The following is a 25,421-nucleotide window of genomic DNA, read 5'->3' on the forward strand; positions in this document are numbered from 1 at the left end:
GGTCCGAATACGAGCGCCGGGCCCCTCCGGCCCGTTGCAGACGCCGAAATCCGGTATCGTCAACATAGCCTCTTCCCGCGCCGGTTGGAAGCGCCCGCGCAGGCCTCTTCGCCTCTGGCGCGCTCCGAACAAACGGTGTATTCGCAACCGTACCGAATTCGTCCAAGCACCACAAAAATCCGGGAGGAGCGCCATGCGCCTGTCGCTTCCGTATCTCTTGCTTTGCCTGCTGCCGCTGGCCGCCTGCACCCACAAGCCTGCCGACGAGCTCATCCAAACCGCCGTGCCGGCCGTGATCGTACCCGCGTCCCGAGCCGACATCGCGGACGGACGAGGGCGTTTCCGGGAAATCTACCAGGCGGTGCAAAAAGACCACGGAGCCGCCCTGCCCTTCGACCGCTCCCCGGACAAGGCCCTGTGGCGTCTGGCGGAGGAGCCCCAATCCCCGGGACGACCCGTGAACCTGGCCGACGGCGCGGGAAATTTTCGAGTGGCGCTCGTGCCCGGCTTTTTGGCCGAGTGCGCGGCCGAATGGTCCAAGGTGTTCGAGGACGCCCGGGCCAATCTGGAAAAACGCGGTTTCGCCACGGAATCCATCCGGACGGGGGGGAGGCTCTCCTGCGAAAAAAACGCCGAAATCATCCGCAACGCGGTCATGGCCATGCCCGAGGGGCAACGCGTCATCTTGGTGGGGCACTCCAAGGGCGCGCCGGACTGCCTGACCGCCCTGGCCCTGTACCCGGAACTGGAAACACGCGTGGTCGCCCTGATCGGCGTGGCCGGAGCCGTGGCCGGCTCGCCCCTGGCGGACGTCCTGCCCCAGGCCCTGCTCGACTTCGCCAGCCACGCAAAGTTGCACGGCTGCCCCAAGACCGAAGCCCCCTGCGAGGCGTTGCAAAGCCTGCGCCGATCCGAACGGCTGCGCTGGGCCGCCGCCCATCCCGCCCCCAAGGGCGTGCGCCTCTACAGCCTGGCGGCCGTGGCCACGCCGGTGAACACGTCGCTCGCCCTCAAGCCCTTCGCGGGGGTCCTGTCCGAAACCGACCCCCTCAACGACGGCATGGTCATGGCGGCGGACTCGCTCATGCCCGGCTCCACCCTGTTGGGCTACGCCAACGCCGACCACCTGGCCGTGGCCATGCCCTTCGGGAAAAGCACCCCCGTGCTCACGGCCACGCTCATCAACAAGAACGACTTTCCCAGAGCCGTGCTCCTGGAAGCCATGGTGCGGTTCGTGGTGGAAGACCTGACCAAAACGAACGTTCAATAGCCGCGCGGCCGGGCGAGCGCTTTCGCCTGTCGCTCCCGTGACCGTCCGCAGAGGCCGTGGCGAACGCCGCCGGCCTCGCCCGCGTCATCCGAATGCATTTTGGCGCTTGACATGTTTTTGAGCATATGTTCAAAAGCGCCCAGGTACGTCATGTCAAGACCCAAATGCTGCTGCAAGGTGCGCGGAGTTCCCGCCCACCGACTCTTCCGCCCCCACGAGTACGACGGCCCCGAGCCGCCCACCCTGGCCCTGGCCATCGAAGAGTTGGAAGCCGTGCGCCTGGCCGACCTGGAAGGCCTGTATCACGAAGCCGCCGCCCGACTCATGGAAGTCTCGCGTCCGACCTTCGGCAGGCTTTTGGCCTCCGGCCGGCGCAAGCTGGCCCAGGCCGTGATGTTCGGTCTTGGCCTGCGCATCGAGGGGGACATCCCTTCCCCCCCGGAAGGCGCGGAACACGCCTGTCCACGCGGGCTGGCGGCCTGCTGCCGCTTCGAGCCCCATGGCGATCCCTGTCCGCATGCCGCATGTCCGGGTCCGATTCGCGTTCTTGCCGTGCGGGCTTCCCGAAAGACAACGGACCGATCCAAACCTTAAACCGTTTTCAGGAGCATTCTCGTATGAAAATCGCCATTCCTTCGCGCAACGACATGGTTGACGAACACTTCGGACACTGCGAATACTTCACGGTGTTCACGGTGGGTTCGGACAAAACCGTCGAGTCCAAGGAAACCTTTGTTCCGCCCCCGTCCTGCGGCTGCAAGTCGAACCTGGTGGAAATCCTCGGAGAGAAGGGCGTGAGCGTTCTCGTGGCCGGCAACATGGGCGAAGGCGCGGTCATCAAGCTGCGCCAGGGCGGCATCGAAGTGGTGCGCGGCGCCAAGGGCCCCATCGACCAGGCCCTCGCCGCCTGGCTGAACGGCTCCCTCAAGGACAGCCAGATCCTGTGCCAGGCCCACGGCAACGGACACGAATGCGGCCATCACGGCTGATCGCCCGCCCGTTCGCCTCCGGCGGATGACCCGCCGACCAGGCGGATCGTCCCTGGTGTTTTTTCGTCCGGTCCGCTTTCCCGCATCCCCCGCGGGAGGGCGGACCGGTCACGTTTGGGTCCGTTCGTCCCACCGTTTGTCGCAACCCTCTTCCCGCGCCGTCGCTGCTCGCGCCGGCCTCCAAAAGGCCCTCCCCCATGACCGCAAATCTCTTCGATCAACACGCCACGGTGTGGGACGACAATCCCCAACGGGCGCTGCTCGCCAGGACCGTGGCCGAACGCATGCTCGAACAGCTGGGACTGGACCAAAGCGACCGGGTGCTCGACTACGGGGCCGGCACGGGACTGGTCTCCGTGATCCTGGCCCAAACGGCGGACAGGGTGATCGCGGCGGACAGTTCGCCCGGCATGCTCAAGACGCTTGGCGACAAGCTCACGGCCATGGGGATCGAAAACGTCACCCCGATGTTGTGGAGCGCGGGCCAGGACCCCGGGGTCCTGCCCGAGGTGAATGTGGTCACCGGCTCCATGGTGCTGCACCATGTGGAAGACGTGGCCCAAGCCGTTCGGACGTTTTTTGAGTTACTGCCCTCCGGCGGCAAGGCGGCTTTCGCGGACCTGGACGCCGAGGACGGCGGTTTCCACGGAAACGCCATGCACGCTTTTCACAACGGCTTCGACCGCGAAGAATTGGGCGAATTGTGCCGCCGAACCGGATTCACGGACGTGACCTTTCACGACGTCATGGCCGTGGAAAAGCCCGGCCCAAACGGCGAACTCCGGCGCTACCCGGTGTTTCTGCTCACCGCCAGCAAGCCGTGAGCGCGGCCGGAAAGCCAGCCTGACATCGACGCGTCGGGCCCGCGGACGCGTCCGCGTCATATCCTTGACGGTCATGCCTCGCAGGGTTGATTTCGAGGCGTGATGCCGTGCTTGCGCCAAAGTTCTCTGGGAATGTGCATCTCGGGATTGTGCGGATTCACCTTGCGGATGCGGCACCGCTTGCAGAAGGCCGGTTCGTCGGGCGTGTTGACCGTGGCGCGCAAGCGCTTGGCGCGCTCGCCGTTCCAGATTTCCTCGAACTCGCTTTCATAGAGGCTTCCGATACGGGTGTCGCCTCCGCAGCAGAGATTCACGGTTCCGTCCGCATTGACGAACGCCTTGGTCCAGGGGTCCAGGCAGCGCTCCCGGCTGATCGTCGCGGCCTGCGCCTCGTATTCCCCGAAAAGCGGAGGCAGATTGAGCCCCACCCCCAGATGGCGCGCCACCTCGCGGGCCCGGGACAACATGTCGTCCGAGCGCTCCTGGTCGAAATACACGCAATCCTCCACCAGGTGGTCCTTGAGCATGTTCGGATAGAACACGTTGACGGCGCGCACCCCCAGTTCGGCGGCGGTCACCACCAGCCGGCTGAGCTCCTTGACGTTGGAGCGCATGGCCAAAAAATTGAAATCATAGACCGGAAAAAACGAGCGCGTCTCCATCTTGCGCCGGGCGATGCGGGCCACGCCGCGCAACACGTTGAAATAGTCCCCGCCGCGAATTTTTTTGTAGGTGGCCGGGGACCCGGCGTCGATGCTGAACTTGATGCAGTGGACCTGGTTCTCCACAATGCTTTCCACCATCTCCTCGGTGAGCAGCGACCCGTTGGAGATCATGGTCACCAGACAGCCGTTGGCATGGGCCATCTCGTAGAGCGGCTTGATGTGCTTGTAGAGCATGGGCTCGCCACCAAACAGCTGAAGGGTCCTGGCAAAGGGCAGGATGGGCGCGAGACGTTCTATGGCCTGCCAGCGAAGCGTCAGGTCATAGCGGTCCTGAAAGCACATGGTGCACCGGTAATTGCACGCCAGGCTCATGGTCAGAGTGACTTCAAGAGGAAAATGGACCACTTCGGTCACGTTGCCCTGGGCCGCCCCATTGGCGAACGCCTCGTTCATGGTCTTGATGTTGTTCACATACCGCATGCGCGCTCCTTGCGTGGTTTTCCGGAAGGTTCTGTCCCTCCAGAAACGCTTGCAAATTCGGTTCCATACGGATCAGGACGGAAAACGACCCGGGCGGATGCCGTCTGCGACATCCGCCCGGGTCGATGCGTACGAAAAAACGGAAGGGGAAAAGCGACGGCCTCGTTTCGCAAGGCCGCAGGCGCTACGGCCAAATGGCCCGAGCCGTAAGGGTGAGCATGAGCGCGCCCAGGCCGATCTTGGTCACCAGGCCGAACATGCGGCCGATCATGGCCCCTTTGGCGGCCTGCCAGGCCTCGTGCGCGGGACGTCCATGGATGCGTTCCAGAACGAAACACCCCAGATAGGCACCGGTCAGGGCTCCGGCCAGTGCGCCCACGCCGAAAAAAAACGGCGCGCCCAGAATCGCCCCGGCTATGGCGCCGATGAACGCGCCCAGGTTGCCCTTGACCGAGGCACCGTATTTCGCGCCTCCGAGGAATCCGAAGAGGAACTCCACCACCTCGGCCACCAGGGCGATGCCGAAAAGCGTCAGATAGAAGCCCCAGCCCAGGGCCAGTTCCGGGTGCGTCCAGCCCCACAGCAGCACAAGCCCCAGCACCACCCAGTTGGCCGGCAGGCTGAAGATGTGCAGGCCGAGCACGGACACCAGGAGAGCCAGAAAAAGCACAGCCCAGAGATAGACGAAAAAAGTCATGCGGTCGTTTCCTTGTTGCGTTGCGTGTTCGATCCCGAGCCGAAAGCGGCGCGTCCAGGCCCCGGCGGGGCCTGGCCAAATCGCTGTTGCGGCTCGACGCTACTTGCCGGACGAACGCCTGTCCACCACGCGCTGGGCCTTGCCTTCGCTCTTGGGCAGACTGTTGGGCTCCACCAGATCCACCTTGGGCGTGATCAGCAGTTCGTCCTTGAGCGCGTGGGCGATCTTCTGGCGCAGGGCGTTCAGAACGCGCATGTCCTCGACGAAAAATTCGTCCTTGATCTCCACCTTGACCCGCATCTGGTCGATGTAGCCTTCGCTCTCCAGCTCGATCAGGTAGTTCTGTCCCACCTCGGGCAGCCGCATGAGCATCTGCTCGATCTGCATCGGATAGATGTTGACGCCCTTGATGATGATAAGGTCGTCGGAACGCCCGGTGATGCGATCGATGCGCATGTGCGCCCGGCCGCAGGGGCACGCGCCCGGCAGGGCCCGGGTCAGGTCGCGGGTGCGGTAGCGAATCACCGGCATGCCCTCGCGGCACAGGGTGGTGAGCACCATTTCGCCCATCTCGCCGGGCTGGACCGGCTCCAGGGTCACCGGATCGATAATTTCGGCCAGGTAGCAGTCTTCCCAGAGGTGCAGCCCGTTTTGCTCCTGACATTCAAAGGCCACGCCCGGGCCGTTCATCTCGGACAGGCCATAGGAGTTGAAGGCCTTGAAGCCGAAAAGTTCCTGAAGCCGGCCCCGCGTCTCCTCGGAGTAGGGTTCGGCCCCCACCAGGGCGATGCGCAGGCCCAGGCTCTTGGGATCAACGCCCATGGCCTCGCAGGTGCTGGCCAGGTACATGGCGTAGGAGGGAATGATGTGCACCGCCGTGACCCCGAAGTCCTTGATGAGCTTGAGGTGGCGCTTGGTGTTGCCCGCTCCGGCCGGAATGGACAGACAGCCCAGTCGTTCGGCCCCGTAGTGCATGCCCAGGCCGCCGGTGAACAGGCCGTAGCTGGTGGTATTCTGAAAAACGTCGGTGGGACGCATGCCGGCCATGAACATGCAACGGGCCACCAGCGAGGCCCAGGCGTTGACGTCGTTTTTGGTGTGATACACCGCCGTGGGCGAACCCGTCGTGCCGGACGACACGTGCAGGCGCACCAGGTCGGCCTTGGACGCGGCCACCAACCCGTCGGGATAGGCCGAGCGCATGTCCTGCTTGGTGGTGAAGGGAATGCGCCGCACGTCGTCCAGGCTCTTGACGGCCGCCGGATCGAATCCGGCCTCGGCAAAGCGCTTGGCGTAGAACGGGGAACGCGCGGCGCGCTCCAGGGTGGTGCGCAGGCGGGAAAGTTGCAGACGCGAAATTTCGTCGCGGGAAAGAAGTTCGGCTTGATCGTAGACGCGCATAAGGACTCCGCGGGATGGCCGGGCCCGCGGGATTGGCCGCGCAAGGCCCGGTGAAGGGGTCAGTGGACGCCGTATTCCGAGGGTACGGGCTGGTCCGTGGGATTTTCGAACGAGGTGGACTCCTTGAAGAAACGCAACTTCACCATGCCGGTGGGACCGTTTCGCTGCTTGCCGATGATGATCTCGGCCACGTTGTCCTCGTCGGTGAGTTCCTCGCGCTTCTTGTAGGCCGCTTCGCGGTAGAGAAAGATGATCATGTCCGCATCCTGTTCGATGGCCCCGGACTCGCGCAGGTCGCTCATCATGGGCCGCTTGTCTCCGCGCTCCTCCACCTTGCGGTTGAGCTGAGACAGGGCGATGACCGGCACGGAAAGTTCCTTGGCCAGGGCCTTCAGGTTGCGGGAAATATCGGAAATTTCCTGCTCGCGCGAATCGACCCGCCGGGCCGAACGCATGAGTTGCAGATAGTCCACCACCACCAAACCCAGCCCGTGTTCGGCCTTGAGACGGCGGCAACGGGCGCGCACTTCCATGGTGGACAGGGCGGCCGAGTCGTCCACAAAGACCGGGGCCGGGGAAAGCACGTTGGCCGCGTCGTAGAGCTTGGTCCAGTCCGAGTCGTCCAGGCGGCCCTTGCGCAGTTTGGAGAGGTCCACCTTGCCCCAGGAACAGAGCATGCGCATCATGATCTGCTCCTTGCTCATCTCCAGCGAGAACACGGCGGTGGGCACGGCGTACATGCAGGCGGCGCGCATGGCCACGTTCATGGCGAAGGCGGTTTTGCCCATGGAAGGCCGGCCGGCCACGATGATGAGGTCCGAGGGCTGAAGCCCGGCGGTGTATTCGTCGAACAGGTAATAGCCCGTGGGCACGCCGGTGACCAACTCCTTGTTTTCCACCCGCTTGGTGAGCTGTTCGAACACCTGGTCCACCAGGGAGCGGCTGTTGGTCAGCGTGCCGGACTTCTTCGAATCGGCGATGGCGAAGATGGACTGTTCCGAGGCGTCGAGCAGGGCCTCGGTCTCCTCGCCGCCATCGAAAACCTTGCTGATAATGTCCGACGCGGCGGAGATGAGGCGGCGCTTGACCGAATTCTCGCGTACTATTTCGGCGTGATGCAGGGCATTTGCCGCGCTCACCGTGGCTTGGGCCAGTTCGGCTAGATAGACCGGCCCGCCCACGTCGTCGAGCTTGCCCATCTTGGCCAGGGTGTCGGCCAGGGTGATGAGATCCACGGCGATGCTCTGGCGGTTGAGTTCCAGACAGGCCTGGTAGATGGTGCGGTGAACCGGGGAATAGAAGTCGTCCTCACCGAGGACGTCGATCAACGAATGGAGGATGGAATTCTTGATGAGAATCCCCCCCAGCACGGACTGTTCGGCCTCGGGGCTGTGGGGGGGGACGCGCCGGACCAGATCGCCCGAAACCTGTTCGAGCGTTTGCGGGGCGAGCTGGCTTTCGGCCTCGCCCGCCCCGCTTCTGGTCTTACGCCTGGGTTTCTTCGGCTGGCTGTCCACTTTCCTCACCGGCCTCGGCGGACGCGGCGGCGGCAGCCTCTTCCTCTTCATGCATGAGGCGCTCGCCCTGGCGGCACACCACAACGCGCACGAAACCGCGCACGTCGGCATGCAGCTTGACTTCCACTTCGTGCACGCCAAGGGTGCGGATGGCGTCTTCGAGCTGGATCTTCTTGCGGTCGATCTCGATGCCCTGGTCGGCCAGATTCTCGGCGATCATGGCCGAAGTGACCGAACCGTAGAGCTTGTCGCCTTCGCCCACGCGCACTTCGATGGACACGTCGGCCTTGGCGAGCTTTTCGGCCAGGTCGCTGGCCGAAGCGCGAAGCGAGTCCATCTTGGCCTGCAGCTTCTTGCGCTCGAGTTCGAACACCTTGAGGTTGGAAGCGGAGGCCACCATGGCCAGTCCCTGGGGCAGCAGGTAGTTGCGGCCGTAGCCGGGTTTGACGCTGACCACGTCGCCCAGCTTGCCCAGGTTTTCCATGTCCGCGCGCAAAATGACTTTCATGACTGCCATGACACGGTCTCCTAGTGCATCTTCTTGATGAGTTCGGCGCTGTGCGTGGCGGTGTAATAGAGCAGAGCCATCTGGCGGGCGCGCTTGATCTGGGTGGTGAGCCTGCGCTGGCACTTGGCGCAGGTGCCTGTGATGCGCCGGGCGATGATCTTGCCGCGCTCGGTGATGAAGTCACGCAGGATGTCGGGGCGCTTGTAGTCCATGGGCAGGTTCTTGTTGGCGCAGAACCGGCAGAATTTCTTTTTGGGAGTGAATTTCTTCTTGTAGGACATGGGCTAGGCCTCCACGGGGGCGGGCTCGAACTTGTCGGCCAGTTTGACGGTGACGAACTTGTAGATGTCGTCGGTGATGCGGACATTGCGTTCGAGTTCGGCCACGGCCTTGCCGGGGGCGGCGAACTCCAGGCGCACGTACTGTCCGCGCACGTGCTTGCGCACGGGGTAGGCCAGGTCCTTGGTGCCCCAATCGTCGATGGTCAAAACGGACCCCTGTTCGCGCTCGATGATGGCGACCAGGGTGTCGATGAGGGCTTTTTTGCCCTCGGTGTTGAGCTCCGGACTCAAGAGCAGGAGCATCTCGTATTTGCGCATTTCGCGTCCTCCTTGTGGTCCATGGCCCTTTCCCGACGGCCTGGCGGCCCAGGGAAAGAGCAAGGTGAAGGACCGCTGTTAGGACAAGTCCCTCCCCCTGTCAAGGGCCGCGCCCCCGGCGAAGCGCGCGGGGCTCTCAGCCCAGTTTTTTCAGGAGCCGCATGACGTTTCGCCCGTTCTCCCGGGAGTAACGGGCTTCATCCATGGTGGTGCGCACGAAATGCACGCCGAGCCCGCCCACGCGCCGCTCTTCCAGCGGGGAATCCAGGTCGGGCGGCGGGGCGCTCAAGGGGTCGAAGGCCTTGGCGTCGTCGCTCAAGATGATGCTGACGGCTTCCGGCGTGCAGGACAGATCGAGGACGATCTCGCAGCCCTGCCCGCCCTCGCAGCCGTGGGAGATGGTGTTGGTGATGAGTTCGTCCAGGGCCAGACGGATGTGGTACGAAGCCCGCATGGGCACACCGCGTTCCTCGAGAAACTCCTCGACGGTCTGGTTCACCCGGTCGAGTTCCGCCAGGTCGTTTTTGATGCGAAGCGAAAGCGTATCGCCCATGCCCAAGTCTTTCACGACGCCGGAGCCGTGTCAACGCGCAGGGGGGCTTCCCCGCTTCGCCGGCCCCACGCGCCTTCCCAAGCGGCCCGGCTGATGGTAGCAAAGGCCATGTGGCGCAGCCTCGTACTTTTCGCCGTCCTTTTGGCCTGCCAGACGGCCTCGGCCCAGTCTCCGCCCCAGGCGGGCAGTTTCCGCATCCCCCAGGGCACGGCCCGATCCCAGGTGCAATCCTACATCGCCATGGCCAGCAAGACCTACGGCCTGGATCCCTTTCTCGTTCAGGCGGTGATGGAGGTGGAATCCGGTTGGGACGTCATGGCCGTCTCGCCCAAGGGCGCCAGGGGCCTCATGCAAATCATGCCGAAAACCGGCGACGGCCTGGGGCTGGACCAGCCCTTCGATCCCAAGGCCAACATCGCGGCCGGCAGCCTCTACCTGAAACAACAACTCAAGACGTTCGGCGACGCGCAACTGGCCCTGGCCGCGTACAACGCCGGCCCCCAGTCCGTGCGCAAATTCGGGGGCATTCCGCCCTATCCCGAAACCCAACGCTACGTGGCCGCCGTGGTCTCGCGCTTTCTCAAGCTCAAGACCGGACGCAGTCTCGAACAATTCGTGAAGCAGGTCCAGGAGGGCGACGCCCCCAAATCCAGGGCCTATCCCCAGCAACCGGGAGCCGAAAAGGCTCCCAGACCCAAGGACCGACATGACCGATCCCACCCGGAACGCTAGCGTCCGCCCCGCCCCGGACGCCGACCACGACGCCACCCAGGCCTTCCTGGAAAGCCTGCCCGAACTGCTTCCGGGCCGGACCTACCAGTTCGCCTGCCATCCCGGAGTGCCCTGTTTCAACCAGTGCTGTTCGGATCTGACGCTTCCGCTCACGCCTTACGACGTCTTGCGTTTGCGTCGCAACCTTGGTTTTTCCGGGCAACAGTTCCTGGACACGCACGCCGTGGTCCTTCTCGCCCCGGACACGGGACTGCCCGTGGTGCGCCTGCGCATGCGCCAGGAGGTGCCCGGAGCCCCGTGTCCCTTTGTCTCCCCCAAAGGATGCACGGTCTACCCGGACCGGCCCGGGGCCTGCCGCACCTATCCCCTGGGACGGGCCACCCGAGAGGACGAAAACGGCCAGGTGGTGGAGCAATTCTTCGTGGTGCGCGAACCCCACTGCAAGGGATTCGAAGAGGACAAGCACTGGACCTCCGAGACCTGGCTGGCCGACCAGGGCCTGCCCGACTACAACCGGGTCAACGACCGCTACATGCACCTGCTGGCCCAGGCCAAAACGCTCGGGCTTCGCCTTGCGCCGCAAAAGGCCAATCTGGTCCTGCTGGCCCTCTACAGCCTGGACGCCTTCAAGGAGTTCATCGCCCGCGTGGGCGTTTTCGACCTGCTGGACATAAGCGACCAGGACCGCCAACAGGTGCTCGCCGACGAGGAGCGCCGCCTGGACTTCGCCCTCGACTGGCTGGACCTCGTGCTCTTCGGACGCGAAACCGGCCTGCGGAGAAAGCCCCGGTGACCGTCCAGGCCGGATACGCCCGCAAGATCGTGACCAGGGACCAGCTCCTGGAAAGACTGGCCCCCCTGCGCGAAAGCCGCGGCGTGGTCTTCACCAACGGCTGCTTCGATCTCCTGCACCCGGGACATGTGGACCTTCTGGAGCGGGCCGCCGCGCTTGGCTCCGTGCTGGTGGTGGGGCTCAACGCCGACGACTCGGTGACCGGGCTCAAGGGCCCCGCCCGCCCGGTCACCCCCTTCCCCGCCCGGGCGGCCGTGCTAGCGGGACTGGGATGCGTGGACTTCGTGACCGGCTTTTCCGAGCCCACGCCCATCGAACTGATCCGGGCCGTGGCCCCGGACGTGCTGGTCAAGGGAGGGGACTGGCCCGTGGAGACCATCGTGGGCGCGGACGAAGTGCTTGCGCGCGGGGGACGGGTAAAAAGCCTCCCCCTCCTGGAAGGCCATTCCACCACCGCCGCAATCGCCAGAATTCTGGCCCTCCAGGCCCGGGAAACGCCCGGATAACCTTGACTCCGCCGACGCCCGGGCATAGAAAAACGCCGCCTGGCGTCGAGACGCCAAGGCCGCCTTTTCGCTGGAGACTTCGGCCATGATGCGTTTTCGGCGTTCTTGTCTCTATACGGGGCTTTTGGCCCTCTTCCTTTTGGCGGCCCAGGCCCCGCTTTCGGCCGAACCTCTTCCCGACATGGTTCTCATCGAGGAGAACGCCACCATTACCGCGACCGTGGGCGAAGAGGACGGCGAAGGTCTTTGGGTGGTCACCAACGACGGGGCCAACTATTCTGTGTGGACCCCCGAAGATGTCACGCTCGACGACATTTCCGCGTTCCAGCAACATTACAAGAACAAGGAAGTCACGCTTCACGGCGCGGTCTACAAGGACAAGTTCAACAATCTCAATTTGTTCGTCAAATCGCTGCCCAAGTAGGCGTTCAAACGTCCCACGGCAGGAAACGACAGCCGATTCCCGGTTCGCATGCGGTCCGGTTTTCTCGCGATCCCGCTTTTTCCCGCTTTCCCCCGCACAACGGACGCGACTTCCTCGCCATGCAATTCCCCCAACAGGTCATTCCCGCGACAAGGCAAGCCCCCCCGCCCCGCGCACCCGCTGGCGACCACGGGAAATCGGCGGTTGAAAGGCCGCTCCCGGCGCGCCGGGCCTTGTTCCGGCGCCGCATCTTGTTTATGCCGGGCAATACGATCTGACCAATATCCATTACTCGGAGCACCATCATGCAACATCTGCAAACCAAACACATCATCCCGGCGCTAGTCGCCGCGGCGGCGATAGTGTTGATCACGACGTTTTTTTTCCTGTCCGGCTCCGTGGGTCTGCCCCTGGGCGTGCCCGCCGGCCTATCGGCCTGCGCCGGACTCTGGGCCGTCTGGAGCCTGATCCTCGCGACCCAGGGCCAATGCGAATCCTTGTCGTCCGTGATCCTTCCCCTGGCCAAGGGCGACCTGAAAGCGGCAAAACAGGCCCTGGAAACGGAAAACGCCGACGAAGCCCACAAAGCCCTGGCCGCCATGGTCGACACCTTCGTGGGATCCTATCGAAACCTGGCCAACACCGTGAGCACGCTGCACGCCTTTTCCCAGGACCTGACCCAGCAGTCGGGCGCCATGTCCAACGACGCGGCCCAGTCGCTGGGCAGCGCGCACCACGTCACGCTTTCGTCGGAAAATTTCGGGCACAGCATGGACGTGGTGGACCGGAACGTCAACTCGGCGACCGACCACATGGCCAGCATGGCCGCGGCCTCGGAAGAGCTTTCCGCCACGGTGGAGGGCATCAACCGCTCCATGGTCAGGACCCGCGAAACCGCCGCCCAGGTGGCGGGCGTTTCGCGCGAGGCGAGCGGCTCCGTGGAGGCCTTGGGCGAAACGGCCAGGCGCGGCGCCCAGGGAGTGGCCCAGGTGAGCGCCGCCACGGCCGAAATGCAGGATCAGATGCAGCGCCTCAAGCAGGACATGGACCAACTGGGCAAACAGGCCGAAAGCATCGGCCGCATCATGGAAGTCATCGGCGACATCGCGGACCAGACCAACCTGCTGGCCTTGAACGCCGCCATCGAGGCCGCCCGGGCCGGCGAGGCCGGACGCGGCTTCGCCGTGGTGGCCGACGAGGTGCGCAAGCTGGCCGAAAAGACCATGAACGCCACCAAGGACGTGGACCAGGCCGTGACCAGCATCCAGGAGATGACCCGGCAAAACATCCTCACCACCGACCAGGCCGTGGAGGCCATCACCCGCAGCACGGAAATGGCCAACGCCCAGATCGAGGATATCCGGGGCATGGAAAGCGCCAGCCAGGAAGTGACCATCAAGATGGGCCAGGTGGACTCGGCCCTGGACGAAGTGAGCTCCCTGGTGGATACGGCCGCCGAGGCCGTGTCCCAGCAGTCCGAGGCCTCGCGCGAGGTGGCCCGGGGCGTGTCCGAAATGTCCAACGAGCTGGGCGAAGTGCGGACCCAGGTGGGGCAAAGCGCCAAGGAAGCCCAGGTCATCGGGCAGGCCATCGCCTCGGTGGAGACCAACATTTCGGCCATTTCGGCCACGGCGCTCCAGGTCAAGTCCAGCGCCAAGGAGGTCGGGGAGCTGGCCGTGCAGTTGGAGCGCGAGGTGGGCATCTTCAATCTGGGCTCCCCCGGCTTCGACGTGGGCCGCATCAAGACCCGCCACCTGGCCTGGGTGGCCAGACTGCAAGGACTGCTGGGCGGCTTCGTCACCCTCAAGCCCGAAGAAGTGGCGGACCATCACCAGTGCGATTTCGGTCAGTGGTTCGATTCCGAAGGCTCCAAGCAGTTGGGTGATCGTCCGGCCTTCGCCGAAGTGGGCCGCCACCACGAACAGGTGCACACCCTGGTTCGCCAGATCGTCGCGCTGGTCCAGCAAGGCAAAAAGGCCGAAGCCGACCGCATGCTCGCCCAGTTCGAAGAGACGCGCAAACGCATGTTCGCCGCCCTGGACGTTTTGTACCGCGACTCCTTCCGGTAGACGGCCGCGACAGAAAAAATCACCGGACGGCAACGGACAGAGCCAACGGACGGGGCCGGCCCTCCCGTCTCCAACGCGTTCTTTTTCCTGCGCTTCCCCCGGAGGGCGGATTGCCCCGGGGGGAGAGAACGTGTACTAGCGCCGAAAGCTCGTCCGTTCGGGCGCGGCCATCACGCCGCTCGCGCCGATGACGGCTTCACACAACCCTGCGACATGCGCGGCGCCCCACCCCCCGGCCGGACTTGGCGCCGCCCGCGTGGATCAGGCCAGACGATCTCGCGCGAGAGGCACTCATGGCACACGGTCCGACATCCACGACAGTCGGGGGGAAACCCCGGCGCAACCGCCTGGTTCAACTCGCCCTTTTCATCCTGGCGCTCTATGCGTCCTTGGTGGCCTTAAGCGCCGCCATATTCTATACGCCCTGGTCCCTGCTCAAATCCATGAACGATTTCAAACGGGACGAACTCTTTTCCGTGGGCGTGTTCAGCCCCACCAGCAACCCGCTCTATCGCGCGTGGCTGCATCACAGCGTGTATGCCCCCAACGAACCGCGCAGCACAAAATATTTGATGGACAACTACGCCCTGTACGGCGTGACCCTCGAAGGGACCATCGACGAATACGACAGCGACTTCCTCGGATTCCCCAACGCCCGCAGTCCCCACGACGCCAAGGTGCTTTTCGTGGGCGATTCGTTTTGCGTCGGGGCTTCGGCCGGTTCCAAGCATGCCCCGGCCGCCATCTATTGCCGCCTCACCGGGACCTCCACCTACAACGGCAGCAACGGCGGCTACGGCCTGACCCAGTATCTGGCCATTCTCAAGATGCTCACCCGGGACCTGCCCCCGGACCAGCGCTTCACCGGCCACGATGTGGTGCTCATGAGCTACATAGGCAACGACTTCACGGCCGACGTCCTGCAAAACCAATTGCGCGTCCTGCATACGGACCGCGCCCCGCTCTGGCTTTTGCAACTGGGCCCCCTGCGAAAAGGCCTGGACTTCGCCTTCAACAGCCAAGCCTACGCCGCTCCGGTGGTTCCCCACGGAATCTACGCGCCCATCCCCATGAAATGCCAAACGCCGGGCATGCTGCCTTTCGCATGGAACCCCGGATACATGGCCCTGCTCGACCCCAAGATCCTTTCCGGCCCCTTGCCGGCGGCGCGGGATCTCGTGCGTCAGATCAAGGAACTAGCGGGATCCGGCCTGCGCATCCACGTGGTGCTCGTTCCGGCCAACATCCAGGTGATCTTTGATGACATCGACTGGAACGCGATTCCCCGGGACAGCCGCCTGGCCCAGGACACCCCGAAAATCCAGGAAGCCATGGAGCGAGAACGCCAGATCGCCCGGGAGACCTTCGAAAGTTTCGGTTTCGACGTACTGGACCTGACCGACGCGATGCGCGACAATCCCCAGCGCTGTCTGCTCTATCAGCCCGCCGACACCCATTGCACCACGCTCGGCTACGAAGTGATCGGCAAGGCCATCGCGGACAAATGGCCCGACCTTGGGAAATGAAAAGGAATCGGAAAAACCACCCCACGGGCAACGCGCCCTCTTGGCGAGGGCCGTTTGGATTCCTATTCTCAAAGAGAGAAGGTTTTTGCTTCCGAGGCCGCCAGGCCGGTTGCCTGGCGTAACGGTTTACGATACGGGAGGCCACGTGACATCGGCGAGACGACTCGTCGAATCGACGGCGTGGGGCCGGGCCCCGAAAACACGAGCCCGACAGGGCGGAGATCACCATGCCATACCGCTGTTTTCTTTCGGCCAAGATCCACAGAGCCACCATCACCGAAGCCCGCGTCGACTACGAGGGGTCCATTTCCATAGACACCTCGCTGTTGGAGCGCGCGGGCATTCTGCCTTTTGAACAGGTTGACGTCTACAACGTCACCAACGGCGAACGGCTGACAACGTATGCCATCGCGGGCAAGCCGGGCGAGATATGCCTCAACGGCGCGGCGGCCCTGAAGGGCTCCAAGGGCGATCTCGTCATCATCGCCTCCTACCTGCAACTTGCGCCGGAGGAGATCGCCACCCATACCCCCAGGCTGGTACTGCTCGGCCCGGGCAACACTCCGCTTCCGAACTCGCCCTGCTAACGCGGCGTCCGTAAGGATTTACGATGAACGACTTTCCCACCATGCGCGGGCGCATGGAGTATTTTTGTCTGGGCTGCAACTCACGTTTCGGCGTGGACAAGCTGCATTACACCTGTCCCAAGTGCGGCGGGGTGTTCCTGCTTGAGGACACGGCCTTCGAGGCCCTGGCCGAAAACCCGCCCGTCTACTACAAGACTCTGTTCGACAAGCGCGCGGCCAGCAAGACCACGGCCCTGCGCGGCATCTTCCGCTTCTACGAGCTCATGGCCCCCATCCTCGAAGAGCGGGATATCGTCCACCTGGGGGAGGGCAATACCCCCATCGTATCCGCGAGCCCGGCTCTGGAAAAATACCTGGGCACGCCCATGGCCTTCAAGAACGACGGACAAAACCCGTCCGGCTCGTTCAAGGACCGGGGCATGGCCTGCGCCTTCAGCTACCTGAAGTCCCTGGTGCGGGAAAACGGCTGGGACAACGTGCTCACCGTGTGCGCCTCCACCGGCGACACTTCGGCCTCGGCGGCCCTGTACGGGGCCTACGTGGGCGACCCCATCACCACGGTGGTCATCCTGCCCCAGGGCAAGGTCACCCCGCAGCAGTTGGCCCAACCCCTGGGCAGCGGCGCGATGGTGCTCGAAGTGCCCGGCGTCTTCGACGACTGCATGAAGGTCGTGGAGCACTTGGCCGACAACTACCGGGTGGCGTTGCTCAACTCGAAAAACGCCTGGCGCATTCTCGGCCAGGAGTCCTACGCCTTCGAAGTGGCCCAGTATTTCGACTGGGACACCTACCGCAAGGCCGTTTTCGTGCCCATCGGCAACGCCGGCAACATCACCGCCGTGATGAGCGGCTTCCTGAAACTGCAACGCCTTGGCGTCATCCCCTCCCTGCCGCGCATCTTCGGCGTGCAGTCGGCCCACGCCGATCCGGTGTACCGCTTCTACAGCCAGGCCGACGCCAAGAAACGCCATTACGAACCCGTGACCGTGACCCCGAGCGTGGCCCAGGCGGCCATGATCGGCAACCCGGTTTCTTTTCCCCGGGTCAAGCACTACGTCGAACAGTACGAAAAAATCGGCGGACCGGGCTCCTTCCAGGTCATCCAGGTGGAGGAGCAAGCCATTATCGAAAGCATGCTCCTGGCCAACCGCCACGGCCACATCAGTTGCACCCAAGGCGGAGAATGCCTGGCCGGACTCATTCGCGCCAAGGAAATGGGACTCATCGAGCCCCAGGAACTGGCCATCCTCGACGCCACGGCCCACGCGCTCAAGTTCTCGGGCTTCCAGCAGATGTATTTCGAAAACGCCTTTCCCCCGGAATACGGCATCACCCCGAAAAAGGAACTCATGAACGCCCCGGAACTGGTCATCACCGCCCAGGAAAAGGCCGAACTCTCCCCCGAAGCCTACACGGTGCGCGCGGCCGAAAACGTGGTCAAGCGCCTGGGCCTGAAAAGCCTGTAGGCCCGTCGGGCGCATACGCCCGAACGCACTTCGCCAAAATAGGGCGCGCGGTTCCACAACCGCGCGCCCTGTTCGTTTTTCCCGCCCGCTCGCCTCCCCTTTCTCGCGTCCGATTTTTCGAAAAAATCCGTGCCGCCCATCCCAAGGGGTCCGAATTCCCGGACAGCACAGGGCCGTCCGAAAAAACGGACAGCCGCCCAGAAACGTCATTTTCTTGTAACACCCCTGAATCACAAAACTTCTCTGGCATTGCGCCCCTGTCCGCTTTTTTGTCCCGCCAGGTTCACAAAGACTGAAAACACACGTAACATACTATGATGACGGTACTTCTCGCCATGACCATTCCATGGCACGATTGTTGGTATATACGAAACGACTCCCAATCCCGAAACCGACCAGACACCTGGAGAACGCCATGGCCCTGAAAGCACTCAAGCAGTCCTTCGCCAAGATCGTTGGCGCGCACAACGTCATGGACGCCGAGGCGGACATGCACGCCTACTCCTACGACGCCGCCGTTCTGGAACCCTCCCTGCCCGGCCTGGTGATCCGGCCCGAAACCGCCGCAGCCCTGGGCCAGGCGGTTAAGCTCACCTACGACGCCGGCCTGCCCATCACCGTGCGCGGGGCCGGCACCAACCTTTCGGGAGGGACCATCCCGGCCAAGGGGGGGGTGGTCGTTCTTACCAACGCGCTCAACAAGATTCTCGAAATCAACACCGAAGACCTTTACGCCGTGGCCCAATGCGGCGTGATCACCGCAAAGTTCGCGGCCGAAGTGGCGGCCAGGGGCCTTTTCTACCCGCCCGACCCGGGCAGCCAGGCGGCTTCGACCCTGGGCGGCAACGTGGCCGAAAACGCCGGCGGTCTGCGCGGCCTCAAGTACGGCGTCACCAAGGATTACGTCATGGGCGTGGATTTCTTCTCGGCCCAAGGCGATTTCATCCGTTCGGGCTCGCGCACGGTGAAGTGTGTCACGGGCATGAACATAGCCCAGCTCATGGTGGGCTCCGAAGGCACGCTCGGCGTCATGTCCAGCGTAACCTTCAAGCTCATCCCGCCGCCCGAGGCCTCCAAGGCCATGATGGCCGTTTTCGACGACATCATGGACGCCTCGCGCACCGTGTCGGCCATCATCGCGGGCAAGGTCATCCCCTGCACCCTGGAAATCATGGACAACTTCACCATCCGCGCGGTGGAGGACTTCGCCCGGGTCGGGCTGCCCGTGGAGGCCAAGGCCCTGCTGCTCATCGAGGTGGACGGCCACCCGGCCCAGGTTGAGGACGAAGCGGCCAAGGTGGCCGACATCTGCAAGCACAACGGCTGCAAGAGCCTGCAAGTGGCCAAGGACGCCGCCGAACGCACTCGGGTCTGGGAGGCGCGGCGCGCCGCCCTGTCGGCCTTGGCCAGGCTGCGCCCCACCACGGTGCTTGAGGACGCCACGGTGCCGCGCTCCAAGATTCCGGCCATGATGAAGGCCCTGGACGAAATCGCCAAGCGCTACCGCCTGACCATCGGCACCTTCGGCCACGCCGGAGACGGCAACCTGCATCCCACCATTCTCTGCGACCGCCGCGACAAGGAGGAGTTCCACCGGGTGGAATTGGCCGTAAACGACATCTTCGACGCGGCCCTGGCCCTGGACGGAACCCTTTCGGGCGAACATGGCATCGGGTTGGCCAAGTCCAAGTATCTGGAAAAGGAAACCAACAAGGCTTCGGTACTGTTTTCCAGGCGTCTCAAGCTGGCCAACGACCCCAAGAATCTGCTCAACCCCGGCAAGATCCTGGGAGACTAGCCATGGCCGATTTGAACACCATGATCCGGCAACTGGAAGAACTCGACGACCAACTGGTCAACTGCATGCGTTGCGGCATGTGCCAGTCCGTATGTCCGCTCTACGCCGAAACCGGGCGCGAAGCCGACGTGGCCCGGGGCAAGATCGCCCTGCTCGAATTTCTCGGCCACAAGATGACCCGGGACGCCAAGGGCGTAAAGGAACGCCTGGACAACTGCCTGCTGTGCGGGTCGTGCGCCGCGGCCTGTCCATCGGGCGTGAAGGTGCTGGACATTTTCCTCAAGGCCCGGTCTATCGTCACGGCTTACCTGGGCCTGTCTCCGATCAAGAAGGCCATCTTCCACGGCATGTTGGCCAGGCCGGCCCTGTTCAACGGCCTTCTGCGCCTGGGAGCCAGGTTCCAGGGATTCTTCACCAACCCGGCGAGCGAGGTCCTGGGGACCTCCTGCTCCAGGCTGATGGCTCCGATCCTGGGCGATCGGCATTTTCCGGCCCTGGCCCGGACCGCCTTTCGCGACAGGGGCGATGTGAACATGCCGGCCGGGGAGGGAGGGCTCAGGGTGGCCTTCTTCTACGGCTGCATGACGGACAAGATGTTTCCCTCCATAGGACACGCCGTACTCAAGGTTCTCAAGCACCACGGCGTGGGCGTCTTCATGCCCGTGGGCCAGGCCTGCTGCGGCGTGCCGTCCCTGGCCTCCGGAGACATGGCGAGCTTCGAAACCCTGGTGCGGACCAACCTCAAGCACTTCGGCAAGGGCGATTTCGATTACCTGGTCACCCCCTGCGGTACATGCACGGAGGCCTTTCACCACATCTGGCCGCTTATGAACTCGGGCTTCACCGACGAAGAACGGGCCCGGATCGACATGCTCAAGGCCAAGGCCCTGGATATCAACGCCTTCCTGGTGGACGTGCTGGGCGTCGCACCGGCCCACGCGTCTCCCGACGCGAGAACCGTGACCATTCACGATCCCTGCCATCTCAAGAAGTCCCTGGGCGTGTCCGGCCAGGTGCGCGCCCTCGTGGGGGCCAACCCGGATCTCAGGGTGGTGGAGATGGCCGGAGCGGATGTGTGCTGCGGCTGCGGCGGCTCCTTCAACCTGCAACACTATGAGGAATCGAAGAAGATCGGGCGGAAAAAGCGCGACAACATCGTCGCGGCCGGCGCGGAAGTGGTGGCTACCGGCTGTCCCGCCTGCATGATGCAGATCACCGACATGCTTTCGCACGCGGGCGACCGCGTCGCGGTCAAGCATCCCGTGGAACTCTACGCCCAATCGCTCGGGCGCTAAGCCAATCCGGAGGTTCGAATGGCCTGGGAACAAGTCTACTCCCCCGTGGGCAACAACGTCGTGGCGTCGGCCCTGACCGCCGGCCTGCCGCTCTACGTGCTCTTCTACCTGCTGGCCGTAAAACGGGCCAAGGGCTGGGCGGCCGCCCTGGCCGCCACCGTTGCGGCCACCGTACTGGCCGTGGGCGTCTGGGGAATGCCTGCGGGCGCGGCCGTGAGCACCCTGCTCTACGGCGGCCTTTACGGCATCTTTCCCATCGTGTGGATCGTGGTCACGGCCATCTGGGTCTACAACATGACCGTGGAATCCGGCGAATTCGAAATCATCAAGAGCTCGCTGGCCTCCATCACCGACGACCGGCGACTCCAGGCCCTGTTCATCGCCTTCGCCTTCGGTTCGTTCATCGAGGGCACGGCCGGGTTCGGCACCCCGGTGGCCATCTGCGCCGCCATGCTGGTGGGTCTGGGCTTCAACCCCATCTACGCCGCCGGCATCTGCCTGATCGCCAACACCGCCCCCGTGGCCTTCGGCGCCATCGGCATTCCGATCACCGTGGCCGCCCAGGTCACGGGCCTCGGCGAACTTCAGATTTCCGCCATGGTCGGCCGCCAACTGCCATTTCTCTCCATGCTCGTGCCCATCTGGCTGTCGGTCACCATGTGCGGCCTCAAGCGCACCCTGGAAGTGCTGCCCGCCCTGCTCGTGGCCGGCGCGTGCTTCGCGGGACCGCAATTTTTGCTCTCCAACTTCCACGGTCCCTACCTGCCCGACATCGCCTCGGCCCTGACCACCATCATCGGTCTGGGACTCTTCCTGCGCGTGTGGAAGCCCAAGGCGGTCTGGCACTTTCCCGACGAGCCCGCCTCCAGCGGAAAGACCGCCCACGACTACACCGCCGGCCAAGTCCTGCGCGCCTGGATGCCCTGGATCATCCTGGCCGGTCTCGTGCTCCTGTGGGGCATGGCGCCGGTGAAGAAGGAACTCGACGCCCTCGTGGGCATCCTGGCCCAGAAGGGCTTCGCCTGGCCCGGACTGCACAACGAGGTCATCCGCATGGCCCCCGTGTCCGCCACCCCCGCCCCCTACGCGGCCATATTCAAGCTGAACGTCCTGTCCGCCGCCGGAACGGCCATCCTGCTCGCGGGTCTGATCTCCGTGCCGGTCATGCCGGGCTACACCTACTCCCGCGCGTTCGCCTGCCTGGGACGCACCGTCAACCAGTTGCGCGTGCCCATCATGACCATCGCCTGCATCCTGGGACTGGCCCAGATCATGAACTATTCGGGACTCAGCTCCACCATGGGGTTGGCCTTGTCCCGCACGGGCGTGTTCTTTCCCTTCTTCGCCCCCATCCTGGGTTGGCTGGGCGTGTTTCTCACCGGGTCCGACACCTCGTCCAACGCCCTGTTCGGTCCCCTGCAACAGACCACGGCCCAGGCCATCGGCGTGGACCCGGCCCTGTGTGTGGCCGCCAACACCTCGGGCGGCGGCGCGGGCAAGATGATCTCGCCCCAGTCCATCGCCGTGGCCACGGCCGCCACGGGTCTGGTCGGCAAGGACGGCGACATCTTCCGCTTCACCCTGTGGCACTCCGTGGGCATGTGCGGATTCGTCTGCCTGCTCACCCTGGCCCAGGCCTACTGGTTCGAATGGATGTTGCCCTAGCCCTTGCGCTCGGTTCGGGGGGCGAAAAGCCCCCCGGCCACGTCGCAAGACCAATCGGACCCCGGGAACCCCCGCCGTGAACGCCTTGATCTCGCCGCGCGATTTGTCTTGCATGGTCGGGTCCGGCGTGCTTTCTCGTACAGAAGGTCCACAAAACGACACCAGGGGCGAACCGCTCGCCCTTGGCCGCGAGAATCCCGACTTCAGGAGGGCCCGCATGAACAACCCAGGTTTGAAGGAACAGTTTCTCCAGAAAGCCCAGGTGCTTTCTTCCATAACCGCGAGCGTTTCCACTCCTGCCAAGGCCTTGGCCTACGCGGTGGACGTTTGCGAACGCAAGGAGGCCTGCCAGCTCATGGTTTCCGGGTGCGAGTTGCCTCTTTCCGATTCCGGGCAGGCACTTTGCGACCAGAAGCAACAAAAAGTGCTGGCCGCGCCCGAATTTTCTTCGGAAGAGCTGGCCGAACTCAGCAGGCTTTGCGACGAAAAAGGCATGGCCTGCATCGCTTCCGGCATGCGTCACCGCCTGGCCGGCATCGACGTGGGCCTGTGCCGCGCCCTATGGGGCATCGCCGAAACAGGCACCTGCGTGGTGGAGTCTTCGAGCGAAGAGGTTCGCCTGGCCACCAGCGTCTGCGAGACCGTGGTGATTCTCCTGCCCGTCTCCCGAATCGTCCCCAGGGGCGAAGACATCTCGGGGGAAATGACCGCGCGCATGAAAAACCCTCCCTGCAACCTGGCCTTCATCACGGGCCCGAGTCGAACGGCCGACATCGAACGGGTACTCACCATCGGCGTTCATGGCCCCCTGGAAGCCCACATCGTTTTGCTGGAGGATTGAACTCATGATCGAATCCAAGACCGTGAACGCATACCGCGCGGAACTGCGCGAAGCCTTGGGCAACGAATTTCAGCGCGAAGCCCTGGACAAATTCGCCGTGGCCTACCGGGGCGCGCGGGTAAAAGCCTACGAAGGTCTCGACGCGCAAGCCTGCATCGCCGAGGTGGCCGCCACCAAGGACGCCGCCATGCCCCACCTGATGGAGCTCTACGACGAATTCAAGGCCAACGCCGAACGCGCCGGCGTGCACGTGCACCTTGCGGCCGACGCGGCCGAGGCCAACGCCATCATCACGGCCATCGCCAAGGAGAACGGGGTCAAGAAGGTGGTGAAGTCCAAGTCCATGACCACCGAGGAAACCCACCTCAACCACGACCTGATCGCCGCCGGCATGGAGGTGACCGAAACCGACCTGGCCGAATGGATCATCCAGCTGCGTCACGAAGGGCCCAGCCACATGGTGCTGCCGGCCATCCACCTCTCGCGCTACCAGGTGGCCGATCTCTTCACCGAAGTGACCCAAAAACACCAAGACGAAGACATCGCCAAGCTGGTCAAGGTGGCGCGACGCGAGCTTCGCCCCCGATACATCGAAGCTGACATGGGCATCACCGGGGCCAACGTGGCCATTGCCGCAACCGGAACCATCGCCACCTTCACCAACGAAGGCAACGCCCGACTGGTGACCACCCTGCCCCGCGTCCATGTGGCCCTGGCCGGGCTGGAAAAACTGTGCGCCACCCTGGACGACGCCCTCAAGGTGCTGCGCGTCACCCCGCGCAACGCCACCGGCCAGATCATCACCAGCTACGTGACCTGGATCTCCGGCGCATGCGAAGCGCAAAACGCCGCGGACGGCAAAAAGATCATGCATGTGGTCTTTCTCGACAATGGCCGCCTGGCCATGTCCCGGGACAAGGACATCGCCCAGGTGCTCCGGTGCGTGCGGTGCGGAGCCTGCGCCAACGTCTGCCCGGTCTACCGGTTGGTGGGCGGCCACAAGTACGGCTATGTCTACATCGGAGCCATCGGGCTCATTTTGACCTACTTTTTCCACGGCAAGGAAAAAGCCAAGGCCCTCATCCAGAACTGCATCAACTGCGAGGCCTGCAAGGCGGTCTGCGCCGCCGGCATCGACCTGCCCCGCGTCATCAAGATCATCCACTCCCGCATCCAGGACGAGGACGGCCATCCCCTGCCCAGCGCCTTGTTGGGCATGGTGCTCAAAAATCGCAAATTCTTCCACGGCCTGCTCAAGGCGGCCCGTTTCGCCCAAAAACCCATGACCGGTGGTGCACCCTACCTGCGCCATTTGCCCATGATGTTTTTCAAGGATCAGGCCTTTCGCGCCGTGCCGGCCGTGGCGGACAAGGCCTTCCGCGACCGCTGGCCGAGCCTGCGCAAGCCCGTGGCCAATCCGAAGCTCAAGGTGGCCCTGTTCGCCGGCTGCGTGCAAGACTTCATCTATCCCGAACAAATGGAAGCCGCCGTCCAGGTTCTGAACCGCCTGGGCGTTCAACTGGAATTCCCTATGGGGCAATCCTGTTGCGGTCTGCCCGTGCAGATGATGGGCGAGAACGACTCCTCGCGCCAAGTCGCTCTACAAAACATCAAAGCTTTCGAAAATTGCGACGCCGACGCGATTGTCTGCCTGTGCGCCTCCTGCGCCGCGCACCTCAAGCACGGCTACCCCAAGCTTTTGTCCGATATGCCGGACCAGGCCATGCGGGTTCGCCGCTTTGCCGACAAGGTGATCGATTTCAGTTCCCTGGTGCGCGATCGATTGGGTGTGCAACCCGAGGCGTTCACTCCCAACGGCCAGAGCGTTTGCTACCACGCCCCCTGTCACCTCTGCAGAGGCATGGGCGTCCATGAGGCCCCGCGCGACCTCATGCGCATTGCCGGATACGACTACAGGCCAAACGACGAGGAAGAAGTCTGCTGCGGATTCGGCGGAACCTACTCGATGAAGTTCCCCGAGATCTCCAGGGAACTTCTGGCCAAGAAGCTCGCCGCCGCCCAAGCGACCGGAGCCGCGACCCTGGTCACCGACTGTCCGGGCTGCGTCATGCAGATTCGCGGCGGCGCCGTGAACGCCAACATGCACATCGAGGTTCGACACATGGCCGAAATCTTGGCCAAGGCCCTCGCGCGCTGACCCAGGCGCCCCCTGTTCTCCCTTCCACGCCGGGATCTGGTCAACAGGTCCCGGCTTT

At 63.9% G+C, this 25,421-nt stretch carries 25 protein-coding genes; 17 read left to right on the forward strand and 8 right to left on the reverse strand.

Annotated elements, in window-relative coordinates; all coding sequences use genetic code 11:
- Positions 1-193 precede the first annotated feature (193 nt).
- The 4 genes from ACYQ01_RS04000 to ACYQ01_RS04015 all read left to right on the forward strand — a co-directional run bounded on the left by ACYQ01_RS04000 (position 194) and on the right by ACYQ01_RS04015 (position 3,083).
- On the forward strand, positions 194-1,270 hold the full coding sequence (locus tag ACYQ01_RS04000; RefSeq protein ID WP_459932539.1) for a lipase family protein: 1,077 nt from the start codon (positions 194-196) through the stop codon (positions 1,268-1,270).
- A 150-nt stretch (positions 1,271-1,420) separates the two neighbouring features.
- Entirely contained in the window at positions 1,421-1,864 is a 444-nt protein-coding gene (locus ACYQ01_RS04005) for a DUF134 domain-containing protein (protein WP_459932540.1), read from the forward strand.
- A 23-nt stretch (positions 1,865-1,887) separates the two neighbouring features.
- Positions 1,888-2,259, forward strand: coding sequence for a NifB/NifX family molybdenum-iron cluster-binding protein (locus tag ACYQ01_RS04010; RefSeq protein WP_459932541.1), 372 nt, complete (start codon positions 1,888-1,890; stop codon positions 2,257-2,259).
- 197 nt (positions 2,260-2,456) lie between these two features.
- A complete protein-coding gene (locus ACYQ01_RS04015) occupies positions 2,457-3,083 on the forward strand; it encodes a class I SAM-dependent methyltransferase (protein ID WP_459932542.1) in 627 nt (208 codons plus the stop codon).
- A 71-nt stretch (positions 3,084-3,154) separates the two neighbouring features.
- On the opposite strand, the gene ACYQ01_RS04020 is transcribed toward ACYQ01_RS04015, so the two are convergent.
- From ACYQ01_RS04020 to ACYQ01_RS04055, 8 genes are all read right to left on the reverse strand, one after another.
- Positions 3,155-4,228, reverse strand: a complete 1,074-nt coding sequence (locus ACYQ01_RS04020) for a radical SAM protein (RefSeq protein ID WP_459932543.1) — start codon at positions 4,226-4,228, stop codon at positions 3,155-3,157.
- A gap of 184 nt (positions 4,229-4,412) precedes the next feature.
- The gene (locus ACYQ01_RS04025) at positions 4,413-4,925 is read right to left on the reverse strand and encodes a DUF456 family protein (protein ID WP_459932544.1); all 513 of its coding nucleotides are present in this window, start codon (positions 4,923-4,925) and stop codon (positions 4,413-4,415) included.
- Positions 4,926-5,024: 99 nt separating this feature from the next.
- On the reverse strand, positions 5,025-6,326 hold the full coding sequence (locus ACYQ01_RS04030; protein WP_459932545.1) for a phenylacetate--CoA ligase family protein: 1,302 nt from the start codon (positions 6,324-6,326) through the stop codon (positions 5,025-5,027).
- A gap of 59 nt (positions 6,327-6,385) precedes the next feature.
- On the reverse strand, positions 6,386-7,843 hold the full coding sequence (gene dnaB, locus ACYQ01_RS04035) for a replicative DNA helicase (protein WP_459932546.1): 1,458 nt from the start codon (positions 7,841-7,843) through the stop codon (positions 6,386-6,388).
- Entirely contained in the window at positions 7,812-8,351 is a 540-nt protein-coding gene (rplI, locus tag ACYQ01_RS04040) for a 50S ribosomal protein L9 (protein WP_459933882.1), read from the reverse strand. Before rplI ends, dnaB begins: the two co-directional genes overlap by 32 nt.
- A gap of 20 nt (positions 8,352-8,371) precedes the next feature.
- Positions 8,372-8,632: a 30S ribosomal protein S18 gene (rpsR, locus tag ACYQ01_RS04045; protein ID WP_459932547.1), complete on the reverse strand. Its 261-nt coding sequence runs from the start codon at positions 8,630-8,632 to the stop codon at positions 8,372-8,374.
- Between the two features lie 3 nt (positions 8,633-8,635).
- On the reverse strand, positions 8,636-8,950 hold the full coding sequence (gene rpsF / locus ACYQ01_RS04050) for a 30S ribosomal protein S6 (RefSeq protein ID WP_459932548.1): 315 nt from the start codon (positions 8,948-8,950) through the stop codon (positions 8,636-8,638).
- A gap of 136 nt (positions 8,951-9,086) precedes the next feature.
- Positions 9,087-9,503, reverse strand: a complete 417-nt coding sequence (locus tag ACYQ01_RS04055) for an ATP-binding protein (protein ID WP_459932549.1) — start codon at positions 9,501-9,503, stop codon at positions 9,087-9,089.
- 108 nt (positions 9,504-9,611) lie between these two features.
- Between ACYQ01_RS04055 and ACYQ01_RS04060 the strand changes: the two genes are divergently transcribed.
- The 13 genes from ACYQ01_RS04060 (at position 9,612) to ldhH (ending at position 25,363) form a co-directional block, all read left to right on the forward strand.
- Positions 9,612-10,235 (forward strand): lytic transglycosylase domain-containing protein, encoded by a 624-nt coding sequence (locus ACYQ01_RS04060; protein ID WP_459932550.1) that lies wholly within the window; start codon positions 9,612-9,614, stop codon positions 10,233-10,235.
- Complete coding sequence (locus ACYQ01_RS04065; protein ID WP_459932551.1) at positions 10,210-11,028, forward strand: YkgJ family cysteine cluster protein; 819 nt, start codon at positions 10,210-10,212, stop codon at positions 11,026-11,028. Before ACYQ01_RS04060 ends, ACYQ01_RS04065 begins: the two co-directional genes overlap by 26 nt.
- The gene (locus ACYQ01_RS04070; protein ID WP_459932552.1) at positions 11,025-11,534 is read left to right on the forward strand and encodes an adenylyltransferase/cytidyltransferase family protein; all 510 of its coding nucleotides are present in this window, start codon (positions 11,025-11,027) and stop codon (positions 11,532-11,534) included. Before ACYQ01_RS04065 ends, ACYQ01_RS04070 begins: the two co-directional genes overlap by 4 nt.
- Positions 11,535-11,619: 85 nt before the next feature.
- Complete coding sequence (locus tag ACYQ01_RS04075) at positions 11,620-11,958, forward strand: hypothetical protein (RefSeq protein WP_459932553.1); 339 nt, start codon at positions 11,620-11,622, stop codon at positions 11,956-11,958.
- A gap of 305 nt (positions 11,959-12,263) precedes the next feature.
- Positions 12,264-14,027, forward strand: coding sequence for a methyl-accepting chemotaxis protein (locus ACYQ01_RS04080; RefSeq protein WP_459932554.1), 1,764 nt, complete (start codon positions 12,264-12,266; stop codon positions 14,025-14,027).
- Positions 14,028-14,320: 293 nt separating this feature from the next.
- Positions 14,321-15,553: an alginate O-acetyltransferase AlgX-related protein gene (locus ACYQ01_RS04085; RefSeq protein ID WP_459932555.1), complete on the forward strand. Its 1,233-nt coding sequence runs from the start codon at positions 14,321-14,323 to the stop codon at positions 15,551-15,553.
- A gap of 227 nt (positions 15,554-15,780) precedes the next feature.
- Positions 15,781-16,140, forward strand: a complete 360-nt coding sequence (panD, locus tag ACYQ01_RS04090; RefSeq protein WP_459932556.1) for an aspartate 1-decarboxylase — start codon at positions 15,781-15,783, stop codon at positions 16,138-16,140.
- Between the two features lie 23 nt (positions 16,141-16,163).
- A complete protein-coding gene (gene thrC / locus ACYQ01_RS04095; protein ID WP_459932557.1) occupies positions 16,164-17,606 on the forward strand; it encodes a threonine synthase in 1,443 nt (480 codons plus the stop codon).
- A 415-nt stretch (positions 17,607-18,021) separates the two neighbouring features.
- The gene (locus ACYQ01_RS04100) at positions 18,022-19,404 is read left to right on the forward strand and encodes an FAD-binding oxidoreductase (protein WP_459932558.1); all 1,383 of its coding nucleotides are present in this window, start codon (positions 18,022-18,024) and stop codon (positions 19,402-19,404) included.
- A 2-nt stretch (positions 19,405-19,406) separates the two neighbouring features.
- Positions 19,407-20,699: a (Fe-S)-binding protein gene (locus tag ACYQ01_RS04105; RefSeq protein ID WP_459932559.1), complete on the forward strand. Its 1,293-nt coding sequence runs from the start codon at positions 19,407-19,409 to the stop codon at positions 20,697-20,699.
- An 18-nt stretch (positions 20,700-20,717) separates the two neighbouring features.
- Complete coding sequence (locus ACYQ01_RS04110; RefSeq protein WP_459932560.1) at positions 20,718-22,364, forward strand: L-lactate permease; 1,647 nt, start codon at positions 20,718-20,720, stop codon at positions 22,362-22,364.
- A 217-nt stretch (positions 22,365-22,581) separates the two neighbouring features.
- Positions 22,582-23,205, forward strand: coding sequence for a LutC/YkgG family protein (locus tag ACYQ01_RS04115; protein ID WP_459932561.1), 624 nt, complete (start codon positions 22,582-22,584; stop codon positions 23,203-23,205).
- 4 nt (positions 23,206-23,209) lie between these two features.
- On the forward strand, positions 23,210-25,363 hold the full coding sequence (gene ldhH / locus ACYQ01_RS04120) for an L-lactate dehydrogenase (quinone) large subunit LdhH (protein WP_459932562.1): 2,154 nt from the start codon (positions 23,210-23,212) through the stop codon (positions 25,361-25,363).
- Positions 25,364-25,421: the final 58 nt, after the last annotated feature.

It is taken from the genome of Fundidesulfovibrio butyratiphilus, from assembly GCF_054657235.1.